Origin of the sequence: Tardiphaga sp. 839_C3_N1_4, from assembly GCF_051811045.1 — a bacterium.
GTDB lineage: Bacteria > Pseudomonadota > Alphaproteobacteria > Rhizobiales > Xanthobacteraceae > Tardiphaga.
Genome location: NZ_JBPWQD010000001.1, coordinates 744,101 through 769,448, shown reverse-complemented (window position 1 = coordinate 769,448; position 25,348 = coordinate 744,101). Strand labels below are relative to the sequence as shown.

The 25,348-nt window shown below is 62.5% G+C and carries 21 protein-coding genes; 14 read left to right on the top strand and 7 right to left on the bottom strand.

All coding sequences use genetic code 11. The features are described 5' to 3' along the window. Positions 1-3 precede the first annotated feature (3 nt). Together AB8A38_RS04005 and upp are read left to right on the top strand one after the other, a co-directional pair. Positions 4-1,248, top strand: coding sequence for a URC4/urg3 family protein (locus tag AB8A38_RS04005; protein ID WP_439085060.1), 1,245 nt, complete (start codon positions 4-6; stop codon positions 1,246-1,248). Positions 1,249-1,287: 39 nt separating this feature from the next. Next, a complete protein-coding gene (gene upp / locus AB8A38_RS04000) occupies positions 1,288-1,917 on the top strand; it encodes a uracil phosphoribosyltransferase (protein WP_439085059.1) in 630 nt (209 codons plus the stop codon). Between the two features lie 57 nt (positions 1,918-1,974). Here upp and AB8A38_RS03995 read toward each other — a convergent pair whose 3' ends face one another. After that, complete coding sequence (locus AB8A38_RS03995) at positions 1,975-3,420, bottom strand: DASS family sodium-coupled anion symporter (protein ID WP_092143575.1); 1,446 nt, start codon at positions 3,418-3,420, stop codon at positions 1,975-1,977. Positions 3,421-3,871: 451 nt separating this feature from the next. Further along, complete coding sequence (locus AB8A38_RS03990; protein WP_315842366.1) at positions 3,872-5,227, bottom strand: NAD(P)/FAD-dependent oxidoreductase; 1,356 nt, start codon at positions 5,225-5,227, stop codon at positions 3,872-3,874. Between the two features lie 287 nt (positions 5,228-5,514). On the opposite strand from AB8A38_RS03990, the gene aat reads away from it, so the two are divergent. Beyond that, positions 5,515-6,201: a leucyl/phenylalanyl-tRNA--protein transferase gene (aat, locus tag AB8A38_RS03985; protein WP_439085058.1), complete on the top strand. Its 687-nt coding sequence runs from the start codon at positions 5,515-5,517 to the stop codon at positions 6,199-6,201. A 29-nt stretch (positions 6,202-6,230) separates the two neighbouring features. Here the strand turns inward: aat and AB8A38_RS03980 are convergent, their stop codons facing one another. Continuing rightward, positions 6,231-7,151, bottom strand: a complete 921-nt coding sequence (locus tag AB8A38_RS03980; protein ID WP_093758384.1) for a DUF2155 domain-containing protein — start codon at positions 7,149-7,151, stop codon at positions 6,231-6,233. 225 nt (positions 7,152-7,376) lie between these two features. Here AB8A38_RS03980 and AB8A38_RS03975 point away from each other — a divergent pair, with 225 nt between their 5' ends. The 3 genes from AB8A38_RS03975 to AB8A38_RS03965 are packed head-to-tail and all read left to right on the top strand — an operon-like array spanning position 7,377 to position 9,653. Beyond that, complete coding sequence (locus AB8A38_RS03975; RefSeq protein ID WP_315842368.1) at positions 7,377-8,156, top strand: SDR family NAD(P)-dependent oxidoreductase; 780 nt, start codon at positions 7,377-7,379, stop codon at positions 8,154-8,156. A gap of 27 nt (positions 8,157-8,183) precedes the next feature. After that, positions 8,184-9,131 (top strand): alpha/beta hydrolase, encoded by a 948-nt coding sequence (locus AB8A38_RS03970; protein WP_439085057.1) that lies wholly within the window; start codon positions 8,184-8,186, stop codon positions 9,129-9,131. A gap of 30 nt (positions 9,132-9,161) precedes the next feature. Then, complete coding sequence (locus tag AB8A38_RS03965; RefSeq protein WP_439085056.1) at positions 9,162-9,653, top strand: GFA family protein; 492 nt, start codon at positions 9,162-9,164, stop codon at positions 9,651-9,653. Here AB8A38_RS03965 and AB8A38_RS03960 read toward each other — a convergent pair. Further along, a complete protein-coding gene (locus AB8A38_RS03960) occupies positions 9,650-10,390 on the bottom strand; it encodes a GntR family transcriptional regulator (RefSeq protein WP_315842371.1) in 741 nt (246 codons plus the stop codon). The two genes, AB8A38_RS03965 and AB8A38_RS03960, sit on opposite strands and share 4 nt — an antisense overlap. Before the next feature lie 163 nt (positions 10,391-10,553). Between AB8A38_RS03960 and AB8A38_RS03955 the strand changes: the two genes are divergently transcribed. From AB8A38_RS03955 to aroQ, 4 genes are read left to right on the top strand one after another with little or no spacing between them, the layout of a single operon-like run. Then, positions 10,554-11,573: a TRAP transporter substrate-binding protein gene (locus tag AB8A38_RS03955; protein WP_439085055.1), complete on the top strand. Its 1,020-nt coding sequence runs from the start codon at positions 10,554-10,556 to the stop codon at positions 11,571-11,573. A 59-nt stretch (positions 11,574-11,632) separates the two neighbouring features. Beyond that, positions 11,633-12,208, top strand: coding sequence for a TRAP transporter small permease (locus AB8A38_RS03950; RefSeq protein ID WP_439085054.1), 576 nt, complete (start codon positions 11,633-11,635; stop codon positions 12,206-12,208). Next, positions 12,205-13,485, top strand: a complete 1,281-nt coding sequence (locus tag AB8A38_RS03945) for a TRAP transporter large permease (RefSeq protein ID WP_439085053.1) — start codon at positions 12,205-12,207, stop codon at positions 13,483-13,485. Before AB8A38_RS03950 ends, AB8A38_RS03945 begins: the two co-directional genes overlap by 4 nt. Before the next feature lie 14 nt (positions 13,486-13,499). Continuing rightward, the gene (aroQ, locus tag AB8A38_RS03940; RefSeq protein WP_439085052.1) at positions 13,500-13,937 is read left to right on the top strand and encodes a type II 3-dehydroquinate dehydratase; all 438 of its coding nucleotides are present in this window, start codon (positions 13,500-13,502) and stop codon (positions 13,935-13,937) included. Positions 13,938-13,959: 22 nt separating this feature from the next. Here the strand turns inward: aroQ and aspA are convergent, their stop codons facing one another. Beyond that, complete coding sequence (gene aspA, locus AB8A38_RS03935; RefSeq protein ID WP_439085051.1) at positions 13,960-15,375, bottom strand: aspartate ammonia-lyase; 1,416 nt, start codon at positions 15,373-15,375, stop codon at positions 13,960-13,962. Positions 15,376-15,680: 305 nt separating this feature from the next. After that, positions 15,681-16,091: an NADH:ubiquinone oxidoreductase subunit NDUFA12 gene (locus AB8A38_RS03930; protein ID WP_184517027.1), complete on the bottom strand. Its 411-nt coding sequence runs from the start codon at positions 16,089-16,091 to the stop codon at positions 15,681-15,683. A gap of 287 nt (positions 16,092-16,378) precedes the next feature. Here AB8A38_RS03930 and AB8A38_RS03925 point away from each other — a divergent pair, with 287 nt between their 5' ends. Together AB8A38_RS03925 and AB8A38_RS03920 are read left to right on the top strand one after the other, a co-directional pair. Continuing rightward, complete coding sequence (locus AB8A38_RS03925; RefSeq protein ID WP_093758378.1) at positions 16,379-16,894, top strand: BA14K family protein; 516 nt, start codon at positions 16,379-16,381, stop codon at positions 16,892-16,894. Positions 16,895-17,097: 203 nt separating this feature from the next. Beyond that, positions 17,098-18,294, top strand: a complete 1,197-nt coding sequence (locus AB8A38_RS03920; protein ID WP_439085050.1) for a GAF domain-containing sensor histidine kinase — start codon at positions 17,098-17,100, stop codon at positions 18,292-18,294. A gap of 3 nt (positions 18,295-18,297) precedes the next feature. Here AB8A38_RS03920 and AB8A38_RS03915 read toward each other — a convergent pair whose 3' ends face one another. Continuing rightward, positions 18,298-19,758 (bottom strand): glycosyltransferase family 2 protein, encoded by a 1,461-nt coding sequence (locus tag AB8A38_RS03915; protein WP_439085049.1) that lies wholly within the window; start codon positions 19,756-19,758, stop codon positions 18,298-18,300. A 177-nt stretch (positions 19,759-19,935) separates the two neighbouring features. On the opposite strand from AB8A38_RS03915, the gene AB8A38_RS03910 reads away from it, so the two are divergent. Continuing rightward, positions 19,936-20,544, top strand: coding sequence for a cytochrome b (locus AB8A38_RS03910; RefSeq protein ID WP_439085048.1), 609 nt, complete (start codon positions 19,936-19,938; stop codon positions 20,542-20,544). A 1,010-nt stretch (positions 20,545-21,554) separates the two neighbouring features. Then, on the top strand, positions 21,555-25,298 hold the full coding sequence (locus AB8A38_RS03905) for a vitamin B12-dependent ribonucleotide reductase (RefSeq protein ID WP_439085047.1): 3,744 nt from the start codon (positions 21,555-21,557) through the stop codon (positions 25,296-25,298). Positions 25,299-25,348 lie beyond the last annotated feature (50 nt).

Genomic DNA, 25,348 nt, shown 5'->3' with positions numbered 1-25,348 from the left:
GCAGTGAATCCCCAGACCCCGGAATCCTCTGCCGCCCTCTCCTTGCTGTCAGCCCACGCCGTACGCACCCGTGCGCAGCGCATGCTGACCCTCGGCCTCGACGACAAACTGCCGAACTTCCGCATCGATCTCACGCGCATGGACGACGTGATCAACCTGGTGCTGGATACGACGCGCGCCTCCTATCCGTCGCTCGATGTCCCGTTCCATTCGCGCTGGCGTCACTTCGTCAATGCCGGCGACAATCGCTGGGCCGATATCGCGGACGGTATTTCATGGCCTGATCGCGCAGCACGCGGGCGCGCGGAATTCGATCTCGCCATCACCAGCGTGTTCCTCGATGCCGGGGCTGGTCCAACCTGGCGCTATACCGATCCCCAAACCGGCGCGGCTATCGGCCGCTCCGAAGGTCTCGGTCTCGCGAGCCTCGCGATGTTCGCTGGCGGCACGTTCTCTGCCGATCCCGCACAGCCACTGCGCGCCGATGCCAGCAAGCTCGCAGAGCTCGACGTCAGCGATCTCAAGCGTGGCATGCAGGTCTCCGACACCAATCCAATGGTTGGCATCGACGGCCGCGCCGATCTGCTGCGCCGGCTTGGCGAACACGTAGCGTCGAAGCCCGATGTGTTCGGCACGAAGGATACGCCGCGGCCCGGCGGATTGTTCGACCGCCTGGCATCGCTGGCTGACAATGGCCGCCTGCCCGCCCCCACCATCCTCTCGGAACTGCTGCTGCAGCTCGGCCCAATCTGGCCGTCACGGCTGACGCTCGACGGCATCGCGCTCGGTGATTGCTGGAAGCATCCAGCGATGACGACCTCGGATGCGACGAGCGGCCTTGTGCCCCTGCACAAGCTGTCGCAATGGCTGGCCTATTCGCTGATCGAGCCACTGCAGACCGCAGGCGTCGATGTGACCGATATCGACGGCCTCACGGGACTGGCCGAATATCGCAATGGTGGCCTTTTCGTTGACGGTGGCGTCCTGAAATTCCGCGATCCCGCTGACGCCACGCGTGAGCACGACGTATCGTCGCCGCTGGTGGTGGAATGGCGGGCACTGACCGTGGCGCTACTTGACCGCGTCGCCGGCGGCCTGCGACAAAGACTGAAGCTCGACGCGACGTCGCTGCCGTTGGCCAAGGTGCTCGAAGGTGGCACATGGGCCGCCGGCCGCATTCTGGCGCGCGAGCGCCGCGAGGATCATTCGCCGCCGGTGAAGGTCATCAGCGACGGCACGGTTTTCTAGATCAAAGACGGTTTTACACTCTCGCAACGGATGAGGTTCATGGACGGCGTCACGATCGTTAATCACCCGCTGGTGCAGCACAAGCTGACGCTGATCCGCGACAAGAACCGCTCGACCAAGGGCTTTCGCGAACTGCTCAACGAAATCGGCATGCTTCTGTGCTACGAGGTGACGCGCGACCTTCCGCTCACCGATCTCGAGATCGAAACGCCGATCATGAAAATGACCGGCAAGGAAATCGCCGGCAAGAAACTTGTATTTGCGCCGATCCTTCGCGCAGGCCTCTCTTTCGTCGAAGGCATGATCGGCCTCGTCCCGTCAGCGCGTATCGCGCATATCGGTCTCTATCGCGATCCCGAAACATTTGTGGCCGTGGAATACTTCTTCAAGGCCCCGACCAATCTCGACGAGCGCCTGGTGATCGTGATCGATCCGATGCTGGCAACGGCGAATACGGCGGTGGCTGCCATCGATCGCATCAAGGAACGCGGCGCCAAGGATATCCGCTTCGTTTGCCTGCTGGCAGCGCCGGAAGGCATTGAACGTCTGCGCGGCTATCATCCGGACGTCCCGATCTGGACCGCGGCGATCGACGACCGGCTGAACGAGCACGCCTATATCGAGCCGGGTCTCGGTGACGCTGGTGACCGTGCTTACGGCACCAGGTAGCGAGGTGCACCGACACGCGGGCGCCTCCCGCCACGCGACACTTCCTTGGACTGTGGCTCAGTTGATCATCAGCAGCCAGGGCATTACGACCAGCAGCAAGCCGGCGAAATAGATCAACCCGAAGATCAGGCCGAACTTCCAGAAGTCGGCCTTGCCGATATAGCCGCTGCCAAAATACATCGGTGCCGGTCCGGTGGCATAGGGCGAGATCACGCCCATCAGGCCAAGCGAATAGATGCAGAGCAATGTCAGAGTCGACATCGGGATTCCGGGAATGCTCGACCCCACCGCCAGCACGACAGGCAGCATCGCCGCCGCGTGCGCCGTAATGCTCGAGAAAAAATAGTGGATCCAGAAGAAGATCGAGACCAGCAGGATCATCGCGATGGTCGGGCTGAATGTGGCGAGCGGAGCCGCCAGGCCGGCGGCAGCCCATTTGATGAAGCCGATGTCGTTGAGGCCGGATGACAACGTCAGCAGCGATGTGAAGTAGAAAAACACCTCCCACGCTGCTTTCTCGGCGATGATGTCGGAAAACGTGATGACGCCGGTGACGAGCATCAGCGAGATCACAACGAACACCACCATGGTCGCATTGATGAAGTTCGAACCGAGGCCAGGTAGCGAGATGTCGGGATTGGATCCGGTGATCCACAGGAACATCGCAAGCACGACCAGTCCAGCCATGATCCATTCACTGCGCGACAACGCCCCCATCGACGCGAGTTCGCTCGCGCTCCACGCCACGATCTCCGGGCTTTCTTTCACCTCCGGTCGGCAAATTGCGTAGCTCAGCAGTGGCAGAAGCAAAATCAGCGGCACGCCGAGCGGCGCGAAGCCGATGAACCACTGTGACCAGCCGACGTCCACGCTCACGATCTTCTTGGCGATGCTCAGCGCCGCCGCATTGGGCGCAAGCGCGGTGAGGAACATCGAACTCGTCACCGCGGTCGCCGCGAAGGCGGTCCACATCACGTAGGTTCCGATCCTGCCGGCTGTCGGACCCGGCTCCGATCCGTAGATCTTCGGGATGTTGCTGACAATCGGATAGACCGTGCCGCCGCTACGCGCGGTGTTCGATGGCGTCGCCGGCGCGAGAACAAGATCGGACAGCGCAACGGCGTAACCCAGTCCCACCGTGTTGCGCCCGAGGCCGCGAACCAGCAGCAATGCCAGACGCCTGCCAAGGCCGCTCTTGCGATAACCGATCGAGAACACGAAGGCGCCGACGATCAGCCATACCGTGCTTTCGGAGAATCCGCTCAGCATCCAGCGCAGCGACTTGTTGGGATCGTGTTCGACATATCCCATCACGCCCGCAAAGGTCAGACCGATCAGACCAACCGCGCCAACAGGCATGGATTCCAGGATCAGGCCGGTAATCACCGCAGCGAAAACGGCAAAATAATGCCACTGATTAGCGACAAGCCCTGCCGGAATTGGGATGACGTACAGCACCAGCCAGACAGCGAGAGGTGCAATCTTCTTCCAGCTCAGCGACACAGCTTCTCCCCCGACAAACCGACCTGCCGTACCTGCGACAATACGTCCGGCAACGTAACACCAGTTGTTGCCCGGCGAGCAACCGCCAACGCGATCTGCGCTGCATGTATCACCATCTTAGAGCGCGCCTCTCTTTCCTTTCGCATCCGCAACATACGTCGCGCTGGCATGCAGCCGGGCCACGCGCGGCGTTGCGCCGGCAGCCCCGCACGCGACATGGAGCGGCAGGAAATGCTCGTCTATCGGATGGGTTTCTTCACCGCATGGGGAGCAAGCCGACGACAGGTCATGCGTGAAAGCTGCTACAGCCGGTCATCGGCACATTGCGTGTGCGTAGCTCGCCGGTGCGTACAGTCAGGCGACACTCTCAGGCTGGATCAGCCGCCACCACGATTGGGGACATCCATGGCCTCTATTCTTGCCAAGCCGCCCTGGCAACCGTCCCGGGATGTCAGCGCGCCGAACTAACGCGCTTTTCCTCGCCGCTATGCGACGGCACGGATTGGCTGTCGACCACGGCACGCCCCTGCGTGATCAGCCGCGCGCCGCGCTGATCCAGCGTGTGGATCCACAGCCAGTTGATCGCAACCGCAAGACGATTACGCAGCCCGATCAGGAAGTAGATATGGGCGATGCCCCAGATCCACCACGCCAGCGCGCCGCGCAGTCTGACGCGGCCGAAGTCGATCACGGCGAGCTTCTTGCCGATCTGTGCGAGACTGCCGTCGTGCGAATAGCGAAACGGTGCGGGCGTCTCGTCGCGCAAACGTTGTTTGATTGCTGACGCCACATAGCGCCCTTCCTGCTTTGCTGCCGGGGCAATGCCAGGTACCGGCTTGCCATCAGGGGCAGCAACGCTCACGGTATCACCGACAGCGAATATCTCGGGATGCCCCGGCACTGTGAGATCCGGATTGACCTGCAGACGCCCGGCGCGATCAGCGGCAACGCCCAACCATTCGGCAGCCGGCGACGCGCGCACGCCTGCCGCCCAGATGATCGTCCTGGCGCCGAGGGCCCTGTCGCCATAGACAACGCCATCGATGTTGCAATCCGACACGGCATGTCCGAGCGCGACTTCGACGCCGAGCTTCTCCAGCGAGCGTTGCGCATAGGCCGACAGGTCCTCCGGAAATCCAGCGAGCACGCGTGTCCCCGCCTCGATCAGCACCACGCGCGTCTCGCGCGTATTGATATTGCGAAAATCTTCCGGCAGCGTCACCCGCGCGAGCTCCGCGATGGTGCCGGCGAGTTCGACACCAGTCGGTCCGGCGCCGATAATCACGAAGGTCAGCAGTGCCGCACGCTTGACGGGATCGCTCTCGCGTTCGGCACGCTCAAAGGCCGTGAGAATACGGCGGCGCAGCGTGGTCGCATCTTCCAGCGTCTTGAGGCCCGGCGCGAACGGCTCCCATTCATCATGGCCGAAATAGGCGTGGCCGGCACCCGTGGCGAGCACCAGTGTGTCATAGGGCAGCGTCTGCCCGTCATCGAGCAGCACCCGGCGCGCCGCCGCATCCACGCCCGTCACGGTGCCGAGCAATGTCGTCACATCCTTGCGTCCACGCAACAGATAACGGATCGGCCAGGCGATCTCCGACGTCGCCAGCGACGCGGTAGCGACCTGATACAGCAGCGGCTGAAACAGATGATGATTGCGGCGATCGACAATGGTGATGCTGACATCGGCACCGGTCAGCCGATACACGGTCTCCAGCCCGCCGAAGCCGGCGCCAACAACGACCACGCGATGAGGTGTTGTCGTTCTGGTCGATGCCTTGCCGTCGATTGTCACGATATTCGTCATGGTGAACAGGCTCCCTGCCTGCATCCTGGTAGCTATGCCCGCCATCCGAACAATCAAGCAACAATCGGGCGCACCAGGCCGGTTGTTGAGCGGTTCCAGATTGATCAGCCCGCGTTGGCATCAGTGTGCCCTGCGCCGCCAGGACTGATCCAATAAGTAAGCCAAATACCGGGCATAAGCATTGGTTGGTTCGTGGTTCCGATCCTCCGAGGCACCCTCAATCCGCTCAGCACCTGTCGAGCGCAGAGACCGTCGCCCAGGCCGCCTCGGCCTGCTATGCTGGCCGCATGAGCTCACGCGACTCCGCCTCTTCCGAGGTCACGCCCGAACTGCTGCTGCGTGCCTATGCCTGCGGCATCTTCCCGATGTCGGAAAGCGCCGACGATCCCGGCCTGTTCTGGGTCGAGCCCGAGATGCGCGGCGTCATTCCGCTGGATCGGTTTCGCATCAGCTCGCGCCTCGCCCGCACCGTGCGCTCCGACGTATTCACCGTGACCGTCAACACCGCCTTCAAGCGCGTGATGGCCGAATGCGCCGCGCCAAAGCCGGGCCGCGAGGACACCTGGATCAACACGCGTATCCGCGACCTCTATGGCGAGCTCCATGAGATGGGCCACGCCCACAGCGTCGAGATCTGGCAGGACGACACGCTGGCCGGTGGGCTCTATGGCGTATCGCTCGGCCGTGCCTTCTTCGGCGAGAGCATGTTTCACCATGCACGCGATGCCTCGAAGGTGGCACTCGTGCATCTGGTCGCGCGGCTGATCGCCGGCGATTTCAAGCTGCTCGACACCCAATATGTCACCGATCATCTGCTGAGCTTCGGCGCACAGGAAGTGCCGCGCGCGCGTTATCGCAAGCTGCTCGACGCATCGCTCGACGGCATTGCGGAATTCGACAGACTGCCGATGGATTTCCCGCTCAAGGGCGCGACGGTGCTGGACATCATCGCGGGACGGAACGGCGCCTCTTAAGACGCGCCGTAGTAGACGCGCCGTAGTGCTTACTGCCGGAACGCCGGGAAGCCCGGCGGTGGCTGCAGGGGCTGCTGCTGGGCGCGCGGCTGCTGTTTCGGCGGCGCGCGCTTCTGGGCCGGCGGCGGCGCACGCGGTGCGTCGGGCTGTGTCGTCGCAACCGTGGCTTCCGGCTGCTTACAGTCGGTCAGCCAGATGTCGTAGATCGGGTGCTCGACGCCGTGCAGGCCCGGACTGGCCGCAAACATCCAGCCTGAGAAGATGCGCTTCACTTCGCCCTGCAGCGTGATTTCGTCGACCTCGACGAAAGCGTCGGTATTCGCCGCCTCGGTCGCCGGACGCGTGTAGCAGGCATCGGTCTTCACGCGGAGCGCGCCGAACTGCACGGTCTCGCCGATATCGGCGTCGAAATTGATGATGCGGCCGGTGATCTTGTCGAGGCCCGAGAAGCTGGCCTTCTTGTTGACGATCTTCTGCGCCGGCGGCTCGGTGACGACTTCGTCGCCGGGTTGCAGCGTGGCAGGCGTCGGCGGCGCCACCTTCGGCGGCTGACGGCCACCGGGAGTGGCGGCAGGTGGCGCGTTGGCCACGCCGGGCTGTTGCTGCCCTGGCGCGGCCGGCTGCTGGGCCTGTCCCTGCCCCGGCGGGTTCTGCGGAACGATGGTGGTGTTGCTGCCGGGCGGCGGCGCCAGCGGCTGCGACTGCACGGCGCCGGGCGGCGGTGCGCCCATGCCGGGACGGGTCGGCAACAGACGGCCCTGCGGCAGTTCCGGCACCTCTTCCTCGTCGTCCATGGGCGGCGGGGGTTGCTGGCCACGCGGCACCGCCCCCGGCGGCCGTGGCGGCGTGTCGCCGAACAGCGGACCGAACTGCGCCTGCACAGGTGCAGGCGACAGTGAGGTGGCGGCCAGAAGGGCCGCAAATCCGGCAATGGTCAGGGTTCGCAACATGCGGCGCGGCTCAATCGAGAATCAGGCTCGCGACATTGTAGGAGAATGGCCGCGTAATCGCCTCCGGTTAACACGCCGAATGCGGCGGCGAAAGGGCACCCTGCTCCCCATACCGCCCGGCTGGTCAGGTCATTCTCCCCGTGAAATAGTCCACATCAGGCAGGCGCGCGATGCGCGACCGGCCATCAATCCGGAACAAACCGGAGCATGGGGAGAGCGTTCAATATGGCTGACGGAATCCGTCTGGACGGCAGGGTAGCCGTCGTTACCGGCGCGGCCGGGGTGATCGGCACCGAGACCATCCAGTTGCTGGCGGCGCGCGGCGCCAGAATCGTCGCAGTGGATCGCGATGCCGGCGCATTGCAGCGCGCGGTCGAACAACTCCCCGCTTCCGCCGAAGCATCGGCACTCACCGCCGACGTCACCAGCGAGGAAGACGTCATCGGCTATGTCGCCGCCGCCGTGAAACGCTTCGGCACCATCGACATTTTCTACAACAACGCCGGCATCGAGGGCACGATCACGCCCATCGTGAAGATGTCGCTCACCGACTTCCGGCGAGTGCTCGACGTCAATGTGGTCGGCGTCTTTCTCGGCATGAAGCACGTGCTGCCGGTGATGCTGAAGGCCAACAAGGGCTCGATCATCAACACCGCGTCCATCGCCGGCGTCATCGGCTCGGCCGAAGTCGCCGTCTACAGCGCCAGCAAACACGCAGTGATCGGCCTCACCAAGAGCGCGGCGCAGGAATGCACCGGCACCAATGTTCGAGTGAACTGCGTTTGCCCCGGCCTGATCGACAGCCGCATGCTGAGTGCGATTGTGGATGCCCGCGTCGGCCGCGGCGCGCCTGCCCCGGTCGAGAAGGTCGTCGATCGCGTGCCGCAGCGCCGGCTCGGCCTCGCCCGGGAAGTCGCGCCAATCGTGGCCTTCCTCGCCTCCGACGATGCGAGCTACGTCACCGGCTCCGCTTACACCGTCGATGGCGGCCGCACCTCCGCTTAAACATCAAGAAAACCAAGAGCAGATCACATGCCCGTTGTTCTCGATCCCGATGCCGCTGCCGTTCTCAACGTCTTTCGCGATGCCGGCCGTCCACCCTATGAGACGATCTCGCCGCAGGAAGCGCGCGAGTGGTATTTGAAAGCGCGCCCGGTCGCCAATCCCGAACCGCCGGAACTGGCGTCGGTGACATCCATGACGGTGCCCGGCCCGGCCGGCGCCATTCCCGTGCGCCTCTACACACCAAAGACCCTACGGAAAAAGGACGGCATGTCGCCGTGCCTGGTGTTCTTCCACGGCGGCGGCTGGGTGATCGGCGATCTCGATAGCCACGATGTGGTGTGTCGCATCCTCGCGCATGAAGGCGAGATGATCGTGATCTCGGTCGACTATCGCCTCGCGCCGGAGAACAAGTTTCCGGCAGCCATCGACGACGCCATCGCTGCGACGCGCTGGATTTCCGACAATGCCGTGCAGCTCAATGTGGATGCGAAGCAGATCAGCGTCGGCGGCGACAGCGCTGGCGGCAATCTCGCGGCCATCGTGACGATCGATGCACGCGACAATGGCGGACCCAAGCTCGCCGGCCAGTTGCTGATCTATCCCGCCACTGATTTTCGCATGAGCCATCCCTCGCACAGCGAACCGGAGACGAGCTGCCTGTTGACACATAACGTCATCCGCTGGTTCGCCGATCACTATCTCGCCAGCAAGTCCGACGTTGATAACTGGCGGGCCTCACCTGCCCGGATGGACAATCTGACAGGCCTGCCGCCAACCTATGTGCTGACCGCCGGCGCCGATCCGCTGCGTGACGAAGGCGACGAATATGCCAGACGCCTATCAGAGGCCGGCGTGGCCGTGACCTACAAGACCTATCCCGGCCAGTTTCACGGCTTCATCACCATGGGCAAGATCCTGCCCAAGGCAAACACCGCGCTCCATGAGATGGGGGAATGGCTTAAAGGGTTGGGCTAGCGCGCTGGCGGCGTCCCGGGAGCAATCGCAATGAAGAAGCCGGAGAAGATCGCACCCGGCGGTCCGGCCAGGGGCCGTTGCCTATGTGGCACGGTTCAGTTCGAAATCGATTTTCCGGCGCGCTGGGCGTGGCACGATCATTCCCGCGCAACACGGCAGGCGCATGGCGCCGCCTACGCCACCTATGTCGGCAGCTGGCGCAAGCGTTTCCGCGTCACTGCAGGCGAAGCGGAGATCACGCGCTTTGAAGACAAGGCGTCGGGAACCACCCGAAGCTTCTGCGCGCGATGCGGCACGCCGCTGTTCTACGAACGTGCCCGCTCGCCGCACATGGTCAACATTCCCCGCGCATTGTTCGGCAGCCGAACCGGCCGGCAGCCGCTTTATCATATCGGCATCGAGGAGTTGCAGGAGTGGACCTACACTGGCGAGCCGCTGGTCCCGCTTAAGGGTTTTCCGGGTGTCGTCTGGGAGCGTCCAGGACGAAAGAAGAAACGGACTCCAAACGACGAACCGTTCTAGGTTTTCAGTTTCCTGCGCTGCTGGACGGTTTGCTGCCGCGACGGAGCATGAGCCGGTCTCAGCCAGTCCGAATTGCCAAGCGCATGTTTCACGCAGTCATGGATGTGGGTGTGCAGCAGTTTTCGCGCCTTCGCGGAATCCCGTGCCAGCGCAGCATTCATCAATTCGCGGTGCTCGACCGCGGCCACCTCGCCGCGAAACACCACAGCCAGCATCTGATAGCGCAGATACTTGTCGTAAGCCGCGGACAGCGCATCGAGCAGCACCTGTGAGCCGCAGGCCGCGATCAGCGCGCGGTGAAATTGCCAGTCACACTGTTTCCAGGCCTCGGTCTTCGACTTGTCGCCGGCCAGCATGGCCTTTTCCATGGCGGACAGTTTGTGATGGGCGGAGACCACCAGCGCCTCCCAGTCGAGATCGCCTGATTTGAAAGACTGCTCGATGGCATGACCTTCCAGCAGTTCGCGCAATTCGGCGATCTGCTGGAATTCCGTGGCCGAGATCGACGTGACCTCGAAGCCGCGCTGGCCCTCTGCGACGACAAAGCCTTCCGAACACAAACGGTTCAGCGTCTCGCGCAGCGTCGAGACGCTGGTGCCATAGGCAACGCTCATCTTCTCCAGCTTCAGCTTCTGGCCGGGCTCAAGAGTGCCGAAAATCACGTCGTTGCGGATGCGCCGATAGGCGCTGTCGCCAACGGTTTCTGAGGCCCGGTCCGCAATGAGGGTATCCAGCATGAAAGGTCCTGGTGACGAGGAATGGTCGCGCTGCGCCACCATACATCACCCCGCGCCTCAGACACAAATCATCATAGATAACGTAAAATATCGGTTGATTTTTGTTTTGTCGTAGATGACGGTGACGCCAAGAAGTAAAAATACCATCCAAGGGAGCCTCAACATGTCCGTACACCCGAAGTCCGCCGTCTGGCTTGCCGCCATCGCCGCCACCCTCGCCATCGCCGGCGGCCCTGCATCCGCGCAGGTACAGGAGCGCACGATCCGCTGGGGTCACCTCAACAACACCGATCATCCCGTCAGCAAGGGCGTGCAGAAGTTCACCGAACTCGTCGCGGCCAAGAGCGGTGGCAAGATGAAGGTGCGCGAATATCCCGCCAACCAGCTCGGCTCGGAGATGCAGCAGCAGTCGGCATTGCGCGCCGGCACGCAGGAAATGCAGTCGCCCGCCACGACCTCGCTGGTCGGCATCGTCAAGGATTACGGGCTGATCGATTTCCCGTTCATCGTGTCGACGCCGAAGCAGGCCGACGCGCTGCTGGACGGCCCGCTCGGCTCGGCCCTGCTTGCCAAGCTGCCGGAGAAGGGTCTGATCGGTCTGGGCTACTGGGATCTCGGCTTCCGCAACGTCACCAACAGCCGCCGCCCGGTCACCAAGGGCGAGGATCTCGACGGCATCAAGATCCGCGTGATCCCGAACCCGGTCTATCTCGAGACCTTCAAGGCATTCAACGCCAATCCGGTGCCGATGAGCTTCTCCGAACTCTACACCGCGCTGGAAACACGCACGGTGGACGGCCAGGAAAATCCGTTCTCGGTGATCCTGTCGAACAAGTTCTATGAGGTGCAGAAGTATCTCAGCGTCACCAACCACACCTATTCGACCAACATCATCCTGGTTAGCAAGGTGTTCTGGGACAAGTTGTCCAAGGACGAGCAGAAGATCCTGCAGGATGCCGCCAATGAAGCGCGCGACTATCAGCGCAAGGTCAGCCGCGAACAGGCCACCGCGGCGATCGAGGAGCTGAAGACCAAGGGCATGGAAGTGAACGCCATCCCTCCGGCCGAGCTTGCCAAGATGCGCGACAAGACCAAGCCGATCGCAGCCAAATTCTCCGCCGACTACGATCAGGACATCGTCAAGCTGTTCAACAGCGAACTTGAGCGCGTTCACAAGGACTGAGGCGCGCGCATCACCAACCGTCACTACGCGACGATCCCACGCTCACTGCGAAAGCATCCATGTCCGCTTCATCAACTACTGCGACAAGCAGGATCGTCGAAGCCTATTACTCGTCGATCAAGGTCATCATGGCGGTGTTGCTTGCCGCCATGGTGGTCCTGGTGTTCGGCAATGTGGTTCTACGTTACGTCTTTAACTCCGGCATCGCCATCTCCGAAGAGCTGTCGCGCTGGCTGTTTGTCTGGATGGTGTTTCTCGGCGCCATCGTCGGCCTCCGCGAACGCGCCCATCTCGGCGTCGACAGTTTCGTGAAGCTGCTGTCGCCGACGGGCCGCAAGATCTGCTACGCGCTCAGCCACGTGCTGATGCTCTACGCCTCTGTGTTGCTCACCGAAGGCTCATGGAAACAGACAGTGCTGAACTGGGACACGACAGCGCCCGCCTCCGGTCTCTCCGTCGGCCTGTTCTACGCCGCAGGTCTCGTCTTCGGCGTCGCCTCAATCCCGATCCTGCTGCATGACCTCTATCGCCTGCTCACCGGCCAGCTCGCCACATCGGAGCTGATCGCCATCAGCGAATCCGAGGAGCACGTCCCTGCGGCGCCCGTCCCTGCCAACGGGAACGACCGCCGATGACCATCAGCATCTTCACCTTCTCGCTGCTCGGCGCGATGGCCATCGGCATGCCGATCGCATTCGCCCTGATCATCTGCGGCGTCGCGCTGATGACCTATCTGGATATCTTCGACTCCCAGATCATCGCGCAGAACGTCATCAATGGCGTCGATTCCTTCCCGCTGATGGCGGTGCCGTTTTTCATCCTGGCCGGCGAGATCATGAACACCGGTGGCCTCGCCCGCCGCATCCTGAACTTCGCCATCGCCCTTGTCGGCCATCTGCGCGGCGGGCTCGGCTATGTCGCGATCCTGACATCCTGCATTCTGGCATCGCTGTCCGGGTCTGCCGTTGCCGACGCCGCCGCCCTCGGCGCATTGCTGGTCCCGATGATGGTTGCGGCCGGGCATAACCGCGCCTCCGCAGCCGGCCTCGTCGCCGCTGGTGGCATCATCGCGCCGGTGATCCCTCCTTCGATCGGATTCGTGATCTTCGGCGTGGCCGCTGGAGTTTCCATCTCAAAACTGTTTCTCGCCGGTGTCGTGCCGGGCCTGATGCTCGGCGGCAGCCTGTGCCTCGCCTGGTGGTGGGTTGCGCGCAACGAGAACTCGGTAAGCCCGCCTCGCCAGAGTTTTGCGCAGATCTTCCGGGCGCTGATCGATGGCTTTTGGGCCTTGATGCTGCCAATGATCATCATCGTCGGGCTGCGCTTTGGCATCTTTACGCCGACCGAGGCTGCCGTGGTCGTTGCGGTCTATTCCTTCATCGTCGCCACCTTCGTTTACCGCGAACTGACGCTGGCGCAGTTGACGAACATCCTGATCAGCTCAGCCCAGATCACAGCCGTCGTGATGTTCCTGGTGGCGGCTGCTCTGGTGTCGTCGTGGTTGATCACGGTCGCAGAAATCTCCGGCCAGATCGTCGAGCTAGCGAAACCCTTCATGGGCAACCAGACGCTGCTGATGATCGTGCTGATGATCATCGTCGTCATCGTGGGTACGGCGCTCGACATGACGCCGACCATTTTGATCCTGACGCCGGTGCTGATGCCGATCGTGCGCGAAGCCGGCATCGACCCGGTCTATTTCGGCGTGCTGTTCATCATCAACAACGCGATCGGACTAATCACGCCACCCGTCGGCGTGGTGCTCAATGTGGTGTGCGGCGTGGCGAAGGTGAGCATGGACGAGATCATGCGCGGCGTCTGGCCGTTCATGATCGCACAATTGGTGGTGCTGGCGCTACTGACGCTGTTCCCGTCGCTCGTGATGGTGCCGGCGAAGTGGCTCGGCGGCTAGAAGGAAGTTCGATAATGAAACGCGTGATGATCCTCAACGGTCCCAACCTCAACCTGCTCGGCGTGCGGGAGCCGCATATCTACGGAACCACCACGCTCGACCAGATCAAGGCCAGCTGCGAGGAACAGGCGGTCAAACTCAAATTGACGCTGGCGTTTCACCAGTCGAACCACGAGGGCATTCTGGTCGACCTCATCCAGTCGGCCCGTCAGGATGCCGACGCTATCATCATCAATCCCGCGGGCTATTCGTTCACCTCGATCGCCATGCTCGACGCGATGAAAGCGTTCGAGGGACCGATCGTGGAGCTGCACATTTCGAACATCCACGCGCGCGACAAGTATCATCGCCATTCTGTGCTCTCGCAGGCTGCCACCGCTGTGATCTGCGGTCTCGGACCGTACGGCTATGTCGCAGCGATGCTGGCGGTCGCGCAAATGCCCACGCGTTGATCGCGCCGGGCCGATACGGCCCTCATTCGCGGATCAACATGCTCTGGGGCTTGGTGAGTACGTCGGGGTGGAGAATGGCGGCAAGGGTCGTTGCAGGCAGCAGACCTTTTTCCAGCACCAGATCGTAGACGCTGCGGCCGGTTTCATGGGCCTCGACCGCAACGGCGGTGGCATTGGCGTAGCCAATATAGGGATTGAGCGCGGTGACGAGACCGATCGAATTCTCGACATAGGCGCGGAGGCGTTCGGTGTTCGCCGTGATGCCCGAGACACAACGCTTCTCCAGCGTCAGGCAAGCCTCCCGCATATGGCTGACGCTCTTGAACAGGCTGTGCGCGATGATCGGCTCGAACGCGTTGAGCTGAAGCTGGCCGGCCTCGGCCGCAAAGGTCACCGTGAGATCGTTGCCGATCACCTCGAACGCGACCTGGTTCACGACCTCGGGAATAACGGGGTTCACCTTGCCCGGCATGATCGAAGAGCCCGCCTGCACGGCCGGAAGATTGATCTCGTTGAGACCAGCGCGCGGACCGCTGGACAGCAGCCGGAGGTCATTGCAGATCTTGGAAATCTTGACGGCCACACGCTTGAGCACGCCGGACAACTGCACGAACGCACCGCAATCCTGCGTGGCTTCGATCAGGTTTACAGCGGTAACCAGCGGCATTCCCGTGATGGCGACGAGATGCTTGCAGACCAGCCGCGCATAGTCCGGATGCGACGCGATTCCGGTGCCGATGGCGGTCGCTCCCATATTAATCTCACAGATCAGCAAGGCCGCCTCCCGCAAGCGATCCTCGTCCTCGCCAATCATGACGCCATAAGTGCTGAACTCCTGACCGAGCGTCATGGGCACTGCATCCTGCAACTGGGTGCGGCCCATTTTCAGGACATCCTTGAACTCTTCGGCCTTGCGTTCGAAACCCTGGCGCAACACGGCCATCGCATCGATCAGGTGAAACACGCCGTGATAGGTCGCTATCTTCAACGCCGTGGGATACACGTCGTTGGTGCTCTGGCTCATATTGACCTGTTCGTTCGGGTGCAGGTACCCGTAATCGCCTTTGCCATGACCGAGAATTTCCAGCGCACGATTGGCGATCACCTCGTTCGCATTCATGTTGGTGGAGGTGCCGGCGCCGCCCTGGATGACGTCCACCACGAACTGGTCATGCAGGCGACCGGCGCGAATTTCCTCGCAGGCAGCGATGATCGCATCGCCGCGTATCTTGTCGAGCAGCCCCAGCTCCATATTCGACAGTGCTGCCGCCTGCTTGATCGCAGCGAGCGCGCTGATGAGTTCGGGATAGATGGAAATCGGAATCCCGGTGATCGGAAAATTTTCGACGGCCCTCAGCGTATGAACGCCGTAATAGGCGTCGGCCGGGACATCGCGGTTGCCCAACAGATCGTGCTCACTGCGCGTGTCGTTGGTCATGTCGGATTTTCCTGAGTTGTCGCTGTGAACAGACGAATAATCTCGTCAGCCGTCCTCGTCCCCGATCATGCCCAGTGAGCTTTCGAAATCTAACATCTCGAACTCACATGTTACGGCTATATCGTATCCGCCCTAACCCAGTCGATCGAGTACAATCCGGCGCCGCCCTACAAGGCGGGCTCATCCAAGGCGGCACGCCGGACGTGCTTGCCGGTCTCACCGCAGAACCGGCGGCTGGAAAAAATGCAAGGCCGCGCGCGCCGCAGAGCGGCCCGCACAACCGGTCGTCCAGAACGGGTGAGTTGTTACGAGCCCGGCGTCCAAGCCTGGTAGTCGCCGGTCGCCTTGGGGCGGCGGCCGCTGGCCAGTGTCGAGCCTGACGGACGATAGGCCGCTGGCGAACCCGTCAGGTTCGGCTGATGCGGCTTCTGCCATTCGCGCGGCGTGTAGGTCTCTTCAGTCGGCGGCACGTCCACCGTGTGGTGCATCCAGCCATGCCAGGCTGGCGGGATCTTGGTGGCTTCGGCATAGCCATTGTAAATCACCCAGCGGCGCTCGAAGCCCAGTGTCGGGTCGATCTTGCCACCCTTGGTGCGGTAATATGTGTTGCCCTGCTCGTCGGTTCCGACCAGTTCGCCGAATCGCGACGTCCACAGGTTCGTCCCGAAGGTCGTCCCGCTCCACCACGTGAAGAATTTCAGCAGAAACTGTTTCATATTTTGAACCGTTCGGAGGTTTTCGTCGGGTTGTTGATGCCATCCGGACCGCCAAATGTCCAGTTACCACCGCGACCGATCGCCGCCTGCAACTGATCGTGACAAGCCTCGTATCGGCCTCCCCGGAACCCTACCTCCAAAGTACCTGCAGTCGCAGAAACGGCGCAATCCATTCATGCCGCATACAGTTCCGGACGATCATTCTGTCGTTGCGCAATAACCGCGTGGCGGCAGGGAACGGCAGTCCCTTCAGGGGGTTGAAGATGCATCCCAGACAGGAGCAAACAATGACGAATTTGAAAATCTTGAGTGTCGCAGCAGCCGTCGCTGTGGCCATCCCCGCCTTCGCGGTGACCCCAAGCTACGCACAAAACACCAAGGTCGTGGGCGTTGGCCCCGGCGGTGCGCGCACGATCGGCACGTTCTCTGGCGGCGGTCAGCGCTTTGGTGGCGGAGGTGGCGGCTGGCATGGCGGCCAGCGCCCTGGCGGCGGTGGCTGGAATCACGGCGGCGGCTGGCGCGGTGGTGGCTGGCGTGGCGGCGGTTACGGCCCGGGCTTCGCAGCGGGTGCCATCATTGGCAGCGGTCTGGCCGCCAGCAGCTATTACGGGAATTCCTACGGCTACTATGGCGGCAGCCCGTATTACGGCAGCAGTTATTATGACGACGCGCCGGATGTGGTCGAAGTCGCTCCCGACACCGGCGGCGGCGACGTTGACTACTGCATCCGCACCTACAAGTCGTACAATGTCCGCACTGGCACCTATCTCGGTTATGACGGCCTGCGTCACGCCTGCCCGTAACACGACGATCTAAGCGTTAGGCAAAAGACGGTGCCTCGCGGCATCGTCTTTTGTCGTTTCTGGTTTGCGCCTGCCGTCTCAAGGTCTAAGAACGTGGATGCAGCAGGCGGGGGACATTCAGGGAACTCGCGCGTAGTGTTGATGGACATGTGGACCTATCTACCGGTTCGATGGGTCGACGACGTCGGGTGTGAGCAGGTTCAGTGGACGCGTCAGACAAGCCGAAGATCGCCAGGCTCCATCCCAACGAAGCCGAACGCCTCAAGGCGCTGCGCTCCTACGGCATTCTCGACACTGCCTTTGAGCCATCCTTCGACGACATCACCAAGATCGCCAGCTATGTCTGCCAGACGCCGATCTCGATCATCAGTCTGGTCGATGACGGCCGGCAGTGGTTCAAGTCGGAGATCGGTCTTGGCGTGCGGCAGACGCCGATGGATCAGTCGATCTGCGCTCATGCGATCCTCGAACACAGTTTTCTCGAAGTCGAGGACGTCACCAAGGATCCAAGGTTCGACTGCAATCCGCTGGTGACCGGCGAGCCACATGTGCGCTTCTATGCCGGCGCACTGCTGCGCACACCGGACGGCCTGCCGCTTGGCACCGTCTGCGTGCTCGACGACAAGCCGCGCGTGCTGTCAGTCGAACAGCGCGAGGTGCTGGCCGCCCTCGCCCGCCAGGTCATGGCGCAGATGGAATTCCGCCGGGCGCTACATCTGTCGGATCGGCTTCAGCGCAATATCAGCCGGCTGATGGCGGTGGCAGGCCACGACCTGAAGCAGCCATTGCAGGTCATGATCATGGCAATCGACCGCATCCGCAACAAGCTGACCGACGAGAGGGACCGCGAGCGGCTCGGCTACGCCATCGATGCCGGCATGCGGATGGCGGAAGAGCTCGACCGTCTTGCCGAAACCTCGGTGATGGATGCCGGCTTTGGGATTCCGAACCTGCGATCGTTCCCGATCTCCGACGTGTTCGAGTCGATCATCGCCAACTGGCGCCTGCATGCCGACGCCAAAGGCCTCGACCTCGTCGTGATCCCCAGCAAGGCGCAAGTCGTCAGCGATCCCGGCATGTTGCGCGCGATCCTGGGCAATCTCGTCGGCAATGCCATCAAATATACCGAGCGCGGTCGTGTGCTGGTTGGCTGTCGCAAGCACGCCAACGCGGTGACCATCGAGGTGCTGGACTCCGGCACGGGCATTCCCGCCGAACAGCTCACCGCGATCTTCGATGCCTTCCACCAGATCAATCCGGCCAGCGAGGGCCTTGGCCTCGGCCTGTCGATCGTGCGGCGCACGGCCGAAGCGCTCGGCCATGTGATCGAGGTAAAGTCTGACCTCACCCACGGTTCGCATTTCACTGTGAAAGTGCCGTTGGCGGCGAACCAGGCCTAGCGACTACTCGCCCGCGTTAGGTGCCTGACGCCGGGGCGATGCGGCGGGCACAAAGCCCCACTCGTTGTTGCCGCGCAGGAACGCGACCCAGCCCCACGCCGCACCGGCGTGACGCAGCAACTGAAAACTGAACGGTTCGAGGATCGCCGCGAACACCGCTGCGGCAAAACTCGTGCGTGTGCGGCCGCCTGTCAGGCGCTGATAGAGATGCACGGTCCAGAGATAGACCAGGAAATCCGCGACGATCTTCGCGGTGATCAGACCGAACACCGGCACGGCGATGGCAGTCTTGCCGGTAACCAGCAAAGCCAGCAGCAATGCGAAGGCCGTGAGGCCGTAGATCGGCTGCAGCGTATCCAGCGCCTTGATCGGCAGCATGCGCAGGCCGAGCCGGCCATAGCGGCGATTGCCGGTCATGTCGCGATTCCAGTACTGCGTCTGCAGGAAGCCCGCGAACCAGCGCCGGCGCTGCCGCAGAAATGTCATGACGTGAGACGGCGCTTCAGTGCGCGCCAGCGACGTGCCAACCATCTGCAACTGCCAATCCAATCCGTGATCGACGGCATGGCGATGCATGCGGTGGGTCAGCTCATAGTCCTCGACAAGACACTCCGCATCGAAGCCACCGACGGTCACCAGCGCCTCCCTGCGGAAGCCGGCAAAGGCGCCGGAGATCAACAGCAGGCTGTTGCCGCGCATCCAGGCGAAGCGCGAGATGATGTTGCGGATATATTCGTAGGTCTGGAACCACTGCATCACGCGGCCGCTGGCACTGTCGTCGCAGACCGGCACGAGGATGCCGCCGGCCGCGACCAGTGCGGGATCCGCTGCAAAGGCCGAACGCATTTCGGCGATGGCATCATCAGCCAGAAACGTATCGGCATCCAGCGTGATGACGATGTCGGTATCGGCCTTGAGGATCGCCGTGTTCAGCGCCCGCGCCTTGCCCTGATGCGGCAGGCGCAGCCATTGCAGCCTGGAACTGCCGAACTGGCCGATGCTGCTCTGACCGACCGCCGGAATGGCGAGACCGTAACGGTCACGGAGAAGCGTGTCGGTTGCATCGCGCGAGCCGTCATCCGCGATCAGGATCAGATCCGGCGCATCGGATTGCCGCGCGATGGCCGCCAGCGCCTCCGGCAGATTCATCGCCTCGTTATGCGCGGCTATCAGGATTCCCACCGATGGACGCGATTGCCCGGCAACCGCCGCAGATGGACCACGCGCGGACACTGCCAGCGGCAGCGTCTGCCACACCACATAGAGCATCAGCAAGGTGTCATAGGCGATATAGACCATGCCCGCCGACCACGCCCAGATGCTGGTGAGGAAGAACGCCCGGCCGAACAGCAGCGCCCAGAGCGCGAGTACGGCGAGATAGATCAGCAGGCTGATGAACGGCATCCGGCGCGGTGTGATACGCGGCGATGCGGCGGCGAAGGCCGCCTGAAGGGATATTGTCATGCCGTCAATTCAATCGCGCGTTCGAGCAAACCGGTCCTGCGACAGCTACGCGTGAATCGTGATCGGGTTGCGGAGCCGCGGTCAAATAGCGCGTGATTGCGGTCACGACGAACACACAAAGTCGTCATGCCTCAAAGGACAAATCCTGTTTAAACTTATTCCATGCACGCACAGAAAATGCCGATTCAACGTTACAGCCGCATCGCCATGATCCTGCATTGGCTGATTGCCGTTCTGATCACACTCAATGTCGCGCTGATCTGGAGCGTGGACCTCATTCCCGAGGACGACATCCGCTTCGTCATCGATGCACATAAGTCGTTCGGCATCACCGTGCTCGGCCTCGTACTGATGCGCCTGCTGTGGCGCACGGCGAACAGGCCGCCCGATCTGCCCGAGACCTATCCGCCCGCCGAGAGGGCCGCCGCACATGGCGCGCATCTCGCGCTCTATGTGCTGATGATCGGATTGCCGCTGTCCGGCTGGATGCACGATTCCGCCTGGAAGGCGGCTGGCGAAATTCCGATGTATCTGTTCGGCCTGTTCCAGTGGCCACGCATTGGCTGGATCATGTCGATCGAGCCGGCCTTCAAGGAACGCCTGCACGACATCTTCGGCGGCATTCACGTGTGGCTGTCCTATGCGCTCTATGCGCTGGTCGGCCTGCACATCGCCGCCGCGCTGAAACATCAGTTCTGGGACGGCCATCCCGAACTGCAGCGCATGTGGCCGGGCACTCCCAGCCAGATCAAGGCAGCAGCAGTCCCGCGGCGCGATGGGCGTTGATCTTGCGATCTGTCACGCCGCCCCCGCCATGATCCCGCATAGGCTCATCCGGGCTCTCACTGCGGGCGAGTGCGAGGCCATTCATCGGCACAGAACCAACCATACTAGTACCACTCAGTGCATTACCGGCCACTCGCTGAGCAGCAGTTTCGTGGCCGGCCAGATCAGCCCCCATCCGATGGATGTGAGCGCCAGGAAGAGCAGACCAAGCGGAGCGATTCGCGGGCGCGACCCGGGCGGACTTTGCAGTGTCATGGGGAAAACCGGCTGAGGAATCGACGAGACCATGCGCGCAGTTGGAGGGTCTGACCACTGCCGGTGGAGGGAACCTGACCGGCAACAGCCGCTGCGCCTGAGTCCCCCCAAACGCAATCCCTGGATGACAAAATAAAGTTGGGCTGTGAACAGTGGGCGCAGCTCGGATTCCGGACAGTTTTAGAAATATTTTTGACTTCCGAATCCATGAGGACTCACTGATACTTGACCTCAATCGAGGCGCGCTCCGACCCCTTGGTTATCCACCCTTTCCACCATATTTAGTATTTGATTCAGGAACCCCGACTACTCCTTGACGGGTGAGATCGGTTTGGCCTAGTTTTCGAACTGTTCGGCGCGGGTCGTTTTTTGTCCCGCCGGACGCTCCCAAACGGGTTCCAGATTGACCGCTCCGTCCTCCAGTCGAGGCTACGGGATCGGGGATTTGCGTCCTGGAATCCGGGCCGGAAAGTCGGCGTTTGGAGCACTAAAAAACGGGCCGGAAACCGGCTCAAACAGCGTGGTGAGGCGTTAGGATCGGGTCGACCTGCAGTTGCAAGGAAAGCCAGATCCGGGAAGCATGACCCCGGCAGTCCCGGGTGGCCGAGATAACGGCCAGCACATGCTCCACAGAGATAAACAGGACCGGTTCACCCGGCCAAGCTGCGGCGAATTTGGGGCAACCCGGACGTCGCTAACAGAAATCTCCGATGCCGCCAGATGGGGTGTCGGGCTTAAGACGGGGCACGACCACGATGCAGATTCAACGCCGCTACACCACCGAAGGACAGTCGCCCTATGCCGGGATCGACTTCCGCCACACCACGTCCGAGATCCGCAATCCGGATGGCTCCGTGGTGTTCAAGCTTGAAGGCGTTGAAGTGCCCGACTCATGGTCGCAGGTCGCCTCCGACGTGCTGGCCCAGAAGTATTTCCGCAAGGCCGGCGTCGCCGCGAAGCTGAAGAAGGTCGAGGAAGAGACCGTGCCGTCGTGGCTGTGGCGCTCGGTGCCGGACACCGAGGCCCTCGCCGCCCTGCCCGAGAAAGAGCGCTTCGTCTCTGAGCTCTCATCCAAGCAGGTGTTCGACCGGCTCGCCGGCTGCTGGACCTATTGGGGCTGGAAGGGCGGCTACTTCACCTCTGAAGCCGACGCCCACGCTTTCCATGACGAGCTGCGCTTCATGCTCGCCAAACAGATGGTCGCGCCGAACTCGCCGCAGTGGTTCAACACCGGCCTGCACTGGGCCTACGGCGTCGATGGTCCCGGCCAGGGCCACTATTACGTCGACTGGAAGACCGGCAAGCTGACCAAGTCGAAGTCGGCTTACGAACATCCGCAGCCGCATGCCTGTTTCATCCAGGGCGTCGAGGACGATCTGGTCAATGAAGGCGGCATCATGGACCTGTGGGTGCGTGAAGCCCGCTTGTTCAAATACGGCTCGGGCACCGGCTCGAATTTCTCGAAGCTGCGCGGCGAAGGCGAGAAGCTGTCGGGCGGCGGACGCTCAAGCGGCCTGATGTCGTTCCTCAAGATTGGCGATCGCGCAGCCGGCGCCATCAAGTCGGGCGGCACCACGCGCCGTGCGGCCAAGATGGTGGTGGTCGATGCCGACCATCCGGATATCGAGACCTATATCGACTGGAAGGTGAAGGAAGAGCAGAAGGTCGCGGCCCTCGTCACCGGGTCGAAGATGAACCAGAAGCACCTCAAGGCCATCATGAAGGCCTGCGTGAACTGTGAAGGTTCGGGCGACGACTGCTTCGATCCCGAGAAGAACCCGGCGCTGCGCCGCGAGATCAAGCTCGCCCGCCGTTCGCTGGTCACCGACAACATGATCAAGCGCGTGATCCAGTTCGCCAAGCAGGGCTACAAGGACATCGCCTTCGACATCTATGACACCGATTGGGATAGCGAAGCCTATCTCACCGTCGCCGGCCAGAACTCCAACAACTCCGTCTCGCTGAAGGACGATTTCCTGCGCGCCGTCGAAACCGACGGCACCTGGGACTTGATCGCCCGCAAGGACGGCAAGGTCATGAAGACCATCAAGGCCCGCGACCTGTGGGAGAAGATCGGCTACGCCGCCTGGGCGTCGGCCGATCCCGGCCTGCACTTCAACACCACCATGAACGACTGGCACACCTGCAAGTCGTCGGGCGATATCCGCGCGTCCAATCCGTGCTCGGAATACATGTTCCTGGACGACACGGCGTGTAACCTCGCCTCGGCCAACCTGCTGACCTTCTACGACACCGCCGCCGCCACCTTCGACATCCACGCCTACGAGCATCTCTGCCGTCTGTGGACCATGGTGCTCGAAATCTCGGTGATGATGGCGCAGTTCCCGTCGAAGCCGATCGCCGAACTCTCCTACGAGTTCCGCACCCTCGGCCTCGGCTATGCGAACATCGGCGGCCTGCTGATGACCATGGGTCTGTCCTACGACAGCAAGGAAGGCCGCGCGCTGTGCGGCGCCCTCACCGCTGTCATGACCGGCGTCAGCTACGCGACCTCGGCCGAGATGGCCAAGGAGCTCGGCCCGTTCCCCGGCTACAAGAAGAACGCGGCCCATATGCTGCGTGTCATCCGCAACCACCGCCGTGCGGCCCATGGCGAAACCCGCGGCTATGAAGGCCTCGCCGTCGCCCCCGTCGCGCTCGACCATGCCTCCTGCCCGCAGGCTGACATCGTCACCCGCGCCAAGATCGCCTGGGATCTCGCCCTCGAACTCGGCGAACTCCACGGCTATCGCAACGCCCAGACCACCGTCGTGGCGCCGACCGGCACGATCGGCCTGGTCATGGATTGCGACACCACCGGTATCGAGCCTGACTTCGCGCTGGTGAAATTCAAGAAGCTCGCCGGTGGCGGCTACTGGAAGATCATCAACCGCGCCGTCCCGGCCGCACTCCGTAAGCTCGGCTATCGCGAAAGCGAGATCGCCGAGATCGAGGCCTATGCCGTCGGTCACGGCTCGCTGTCCAACGCGCCGGGCATCAATGCCTCGACGCTGAAGGCCAAGGGCTTCACCGATGAAGCGCTGAAGAAGGCCGAGGCAGCCTTGCCGACCGCCTTCGACATCAAGTTCGCCTTCAACAAGTGGACCTTCGGCGAGGACTTCCTGCGCGACACCCTGAAGATCGAGGCCGAAGCCATTGCCGCTCCGGGCTTCGACCTGCTCGCCGCGCTCGGCTTCACCAAGCGCGAGATCGAAGCCGCCAACGTGCACATCTGCGGCGCGATGACGGTGGAAGCTGCCCCGCACCTCAAGGCCGAGCATTACAGCGTGTTCGATTGCGCCAATCCCTGCGGCAAGATCGGCAAGCGCTATCTCTCGGTGGAGAGCCACATCCGCATGATGGCGGCGTCGCAGCCCTTCATCTCGGGTGCGATCTCCAAGACCATCAACATGCCGAACGACGCCACAGTGGAGGACTGCAAGTCCGCTTACCTCCTCTCGTGGAAGCTCGCGCTGAAGGCCAACGCGCTGTATCGCGATGGCTCCAAGCTCTCGCAGCCGCTCAACTCGCAGCTCATCTCTGATGAGGACGAGGACGAGGATGCGCTGGAGAACCTGATGGAGAAGCCGATGGCGGCCCGCACCGCCGCAATCTCCGAGAAGGTGGTCGAGCGTCTGGTCGAGCGCATCGTGGTGATGCGCGACCGCGAGAAGATGCCGGATCGCCGCAAGGGCTACACCCAGAAGGCCGTCGTCGGCGGTCACAAAGTGTACTTGCGCACCGGCGAATACGATGACGGCCGCCTCGGCGAGATCTTCATCGACATGCACAAGGAAGGCGCGGCACTTCGCTCCTTCATCAACAACTTCGCCATCGCCGTCTCGCTGGGTCTCCAGTACGGCGTGCCGCTGGAGGAATATGTCGACGCCTTCACCTTCACCCGTTTTGAGCCCGCGGGTCCGGTGCAGGGCAACGACTCCATCAAGTTCGCGACCTCGATCCTCGACTATGTGTTCCGCGAACTCGCGGTGTCCTACATGTCGCGCTTCGATCTCGGACATGTGGATGTCTCGGAAGCGGGTTTCGATGCGCTCGGCAAGGGCGAGGACGAAGGCAAGGCGCCGGTCGACCAGAACAAGTATGTCTCCAAGGGTCTGACCCGCTCACGCACCGACAACCTCGTCGTCATGCGCGCGCCGGCCCCGGTCGACACCACCGACGCCCGTGCGAGCGGCAACGTCACCTCGCTGAACGCATCGGGCGCCACCGCCCGCCACGGCAGCGGAGATGCCGCGGTGGCCCTCAAGACCGCCGAGCCCGAGCACCAGCTCTCGCCGACCGAAAAGCTTGAGGCGCAAGCCTGGAGCAAAGCGGGAAGCGCCGCAGCCGCCGCGCCCAGCAAGGCCGAACGCCGTGCCGAAGCGAAAGCCAAGGGCTATGAGGGCGACATGTGCGGGGAGTGCTCGAACTTCACGCTGGTGCGGAATGGCACATGCATGAAGTGCGATACGTGCGGTAGCACAACGGGCTGCTCGTAATAAAACGAATTGTTGTTGCAAAGAGGCCGCTCAAAGAGCGGCCTCTTTTT

Bases quoted from the DNA above. Each gene is read 5' to 3' on its own strand.
- AB8A38_RS03905 (WP_439085047.1), top strand. From the start codon at position 21,555: ATGCAGATTCAACGCCGCTACACCACCGAAGGACAGTCGCCCTATGCC.
- AB8A38_RS03975 (WP_315842368.1), top strand. From the start codon at position 7,377: ATGGCTGACGGAATCCGTCTGGACGGCAGGGTAGCCGTCGTTACCGGC.
- AB8A38_RS03915 (WP_439085049.1), bottom strand. From the start codon at position 19,758: ATGACAATATCCCTTCAGGCGGCCTTCGCCGCCGCATCGCCGCGTATC.
- AB8A38_RS03925 (WP_093758378.1), top strand. From the start codon at position 16,379: ATGACGAATTTGAAAATCTTGAGTGTCGCAGCAGCCGTCGCTGTGGCC.
- aroQ (WP_439085052.1), top strand. From the start codon at position 13,500: ATGAAACGCGTGATGATCCTCAACGGTCCCAACCTCAACCTGCTCGGC.
- AB8A38_RS03970 (WP_439085057.1), top strand. From the start codon at position 8,184: ATGCCCGTTGTTCTCGATCCCGATGCCGCTGCCGTTCTCAACGTCTTT.
- AB8A38_RS03955 (WP_439085055.1), top strand. From the start codon at position 10,554: ATGTCCGTACACCCGAAGTCCGCCGTCTGGCTTGCCGCCATCGCCGCC.
- upp (WP_439085059.1), top strand. From the start codon at position 1,288: ATGGACGGCGTCACGATCGTTAATCACCCGCTGGTGCAGCACAAGCTG.
- AB8A38_RS03990 (WP_315842366.1), bottom strand. From the start codon at position 5,227: ATGACGAATATCGTGACAATCGACGGCAAGGCATCGACCAGAACGACA.
- AB8A38_RS03950 (WP_439085054.1), top strand. From the start codon at position 11,633: ATGTCCGCTTCATCAACTACTGCGACAAGCAGGATCGTCGAAGCCTAT.
- aspA (WP_439085051.1), bottom strand. From the start codon at position 15,375: ATGACCAACGACACGCGCAGTGAGCACGATCTGTTGGGCAACCGCGAT.
- AB8A38_RS03930 (WP_184517027.1), bottom strand. From the start codon at position 16,091: ATGAAACAGTTTCTGCTGAAATTCTTCACGTGGTGGAGCGGGACGACC.
- AB8A38_RS03960 (WP_315842371.1), bottom strand. From the start codon at position 10,390: ATGCTGGATACCCTCATTGCGGACCGGGCCTCAGAAACCGTTGGCGAC.
- AB8A38_RS03965 (WP_439085056.1), top strand. From the start codon at position 9,162: ATGAAGAAGCCGGAGAAGATCGCACCCGGCGGTCCGGCCAGGGGCCGT.
- AB8A38_RS03980 (WP_093758384.1), bottom strand. From the start codon at position 7,151: ATGTTGCGAACCCTGACCATTGCCGGATTTGCGGCCCTTCTGGCCGCC.
- aat (WP_439085058.1), top strand. From the start codon at position 5,515: ATGAGCTCACGCGACTCCGCCTCTTCCGAGGTCACGCCCGAACTGCTG.
- AB8A38_RS03910 (WP_439085048.1), top strand. From the start codon at position 19,936: ATGCCGATTCAACGTTACAGCCGCATCGCCATGATCCTGCATTGGCTG.
- AB8A38_RS03945 (WP_439085053.1), top strand. From the start codon at position 12,205: ATGACCATCAGCATCTTCACCTTCTCGCTGCTCGGCGCGATGGCCATC.